A 3,328-nucleotide genomic window follows, 5' to 3' on the forward strand; every position below is an offset into this window, starting at 1 on the left:
CAGGTATTTGGTCAGGTCAAGGGTATAGGTACCCTTGCTCACTTCCTTCAGCGAGGAGGAATAAGTGGTGGTCGTCCCGCGCTTCACCTGGATGGTGACGGTCGCTTTCTGTCCGGTACTGCTACCCTTGTCATCACCGCCGGCAACCTGGTGGTCATAGGTATAGGTAAGTTTCACCGCTCCGCCTTCCTTCACGGTTTTCTTGTCGGTCTCGGCAAGCAGCACGATCTTGGTGGTGGAGGACTCACCGCCGCCACCGCTGCCGGCCGGGATGTCAACGCTCGCGATCTCCGCCCCGCTCTTGTTGGTCAGCGCAAGGCGGACACTGCTCTCGTCGTCGCTCACTTCCGCGCTCATGCCGAACACGGTACCGGCTTCCACCTCCTGGAATTTGGCGGCGACGGTCTTGTTCTGGACGGGATTGGTACTGTCGGCATCCAGGCTCTCGTCCACTTCCAGCTTGTCGATGGTCAGATCCACGTTGCCCTCGCTGTCGGGAACTTTCTTCTCGCCGTTCACCGTCAGGCTCTTCATCGTTCCGGCACCGCCGAAGTCCTCCCAGCTCGCCTCCTGCTCCCAGCTCGACAGACTTGTCCCCACGAACTGTTTGGTCTCCCATTTGCCCTGCGAGACTTCATAGGTGATGCAACGACCCTTGTAACGGTATTTCTCATCCACGGCACCGATCGCGGAGGAAAGGACATAATAACCGCTCTCCAAAGGGACTTCCGCCGTCACATTATACGTGTTACCGCCACCGCCCGTACCACCGGGAATATCAACGGAGGCAATCTCCGTCCCGGTCTTTCCCAGCAGGGTGAGTTTCACCGTGTCGTTCTCCTCATCAGGGACGGCCGTCATGCCACCGACCAAACCGTCGTTCACACCGGCGGCGGCATCCTCCGCCTGTTTCGCAGCCGCGGATGCCGCTGCCGCGGCGGAATTTGCAGTTTCAGCAGCCTGATTGGCGGTACCGGCCGCATCAGACGCCATACCCGCAGCTTTATTCGCCAAAGCCGCAGCATTATCCGCTTTCGTGGCAGACGCATTCGCCGTGGCAGCGGCATCATCGGCCGGTTTACGCAAAAGGGTGAGCGGAGCACTCACCAGCTCACTGCCGCGAAGGGCGGGGAGACTTTTGATATTGTCAAGGGAGCTGACCTCCACAAGTTCATCAACGCTCTGGCTCTCGGCCTTGATAGCGTTCAGGATGTCGTTCTTAAGTTCCGTTTTCTCCGATTCTGTAAGTGCCATAAGTTATTCCTCCTTTTTTATTGTTGTCAGTCATTGTAATAATGGTATGAAAGCGCGCTGAAGCCAAGGATGCACCAGCCGCACTTGTTCAGGCTGTTAATGATGGCGGGCTCCTCCCAATCCTCGCCCGTGTAGAGCAGGAGGAAGCGGTTCACGGAGGTGACGTACAGCCAGTTCCTCTCCGGGTTCTCCGGAGCGGAAGAAAGCTCTCCCTTCCACGTGATGCGGAGATCATCGGAAGCGCCGCCGTAAACGGGGAACTCCACCCACGCGCCGTACCAGTAAAGGTAGTTGCGGTTCCTTTTCGTGTCGTAGTAAAGCCATCCGCTCGAGGGGGAAGCGGGGGACCGGCCGACGCTCCCCGCCACGAAACCAGGTCCGCAAGGATTCTCCCGTTCAGCTCGGGGGTACCGACCAGCTCGATGATCCCGCTGATCCAGTCGATCCTGTAGGGGTCGGAATAGGAAAGCAGCGAATCACTGCTAAGGTTCACGTTGGAACCGCGGAGCAGCGTGCCGTCGTCCACACGGACGGAGCTGTAGCGGATAGAGCCCACCGTACGCGTATAGGGAGGGTGGCAGCCGTTGTAAAGGGTTACGCGCGAGCCGATATAACGCACGTCGTTCGGAAGGATGATGTCCGCACCGTTCGACGAACCGGCCATGTCCACCTTCAGGCTCAGCTCGCGGCCGATCAGGTAGCCGGCCTCGCCGCGGCCCGAGCAGGAGGTCAGGACGGCGTCGCTCGACTCCACAAGGTGGAAGTTCGTGCGGATATGCCCGGAGAACGTGCCCGCGTTCGCCTCGATGCTCCCGTCCTCCAGGATCTTGAAATTATCGTTGGCCGTCACGAGGCCCTCCAGCTTGACGCGGTCACCGGTCAGCTTCACCACGCTGATCTTGTTGCCGTCAGCGTCCGTCCCGTCCACACTCACGCCGATAAGCGCCAGTTTCCCGTCCGCGTCCTGGGCGTAGATGCCCGCGCCTTCAGGCTTCACCACAAGCCCCGTCTCTTCCAGCATATTCTCGTCACGGTCAAAGACGGCGGCCGTTATCTTCACCAGACGCTCCGACTGCTCGAAAAGCGTCCGGTAGCGGTGTGCAAGGCTCTCCACCTTGTCAGTGGACAGCACGAGCATATACAGGTAGATGTCACCGGTAAAGGACAGTTTGAAATCACCGGTACCGTTCCAGAGGCCGCTACAGGTGTACTGCACGTAACCATCAGTTGCAGACAGTTCCTCCTCCACCTCCAGGCTGTTGAAGTTCGCGAAACCCGTCTTGTCAACGTCCAGGAACTGGACTCTTAGAGTCCCTTTGGTTGCGCAGCGGTAGAAGAAGGAAAGGTACACCGGCACGGCCTCCTTCTCCCCGTCACCGTTCACAGGCATGGAGGGGATGCTTTTCAAATTCGCCCGTTTCTGGAGGATGTACTTGTTACGGATGTGCACCACCGTCCGCCCGTCATCCACCGTCACGCTCGCCCCGTCGCCCTTTCTGGTCAGTACGTTGTTGTTCGCCCAGATCCATTTGTTACCTGCCAGGAAGAACACCGTCTCGTTCTCCGTGTTCCATTTCTCCAGCCCGTCATCGAAGGCGGGGTTGTTCAGGTAGCCCTTCTCCGTGGCGAAGTCGTTCCTTAGGGCGGTCACCGCGCTGGTGATGCGCCCCTCCACGATCTCGAACTTGGTCTTGATGTCCTCACCGGTCACCAGAAGGAAAGTCCCGCGCAGGTAGGCGTTGTCGCTGTAAAGGCCGTTGCCGTGCGGCTGGTTGTCAGCCGGGAACCAGTCATCGCTGATGCCGTCCAGGTTGCCCAGGCGCGCACGAAGGCAGCCGGTGAAGTTCTTCGCCTTCACCCCGTCCATCACGTCCACGCGGGGCTGACCGTCCTCGGTGGCGGAGATCAGGATCAGGTTCTGACGCAGCGGGTTCTCCGTGTTGCCCATCAGCACGCACTCGTCACCGGCCTCCGGAAGGGAACCTGAAAATTCATCCTCACTTACGAGAATGGAGTCACCCTCCACGCCGGCCACCTCCACCCAGTACCCTTTCAGGTTCCCGCCGCTGAACGT

Annotated in this window: 2 pseudogenes; both read right to left on the minus strand. The window is 59.4% G+C overall.

The annotated features are described in order from the left end of the window. Positions 1-1,254 (minus strand): annotated as a pseudogene (locus tag HMPREF9007_RS26235) (hypothetical protein); the annotation flags it as partial. Positions 1,255-1,405: 151 nt separating this feature from the next. Next, positions 1,406-3,328 (minus strand): annotated as a pseudogene (locus HMPREF9007_RS11895) (hypothetical protein); the annotation flags it as partial.

Source organism: Bacteroides sp. 1_1_14, from assembly GCF_000162515.1.
GTDB lineage: Bacteria > Bacteroidota > Bacteroidia > Bacteroidales > Bacteroidaceae > Bacteroides > Bacteroides thetaiotaomicron.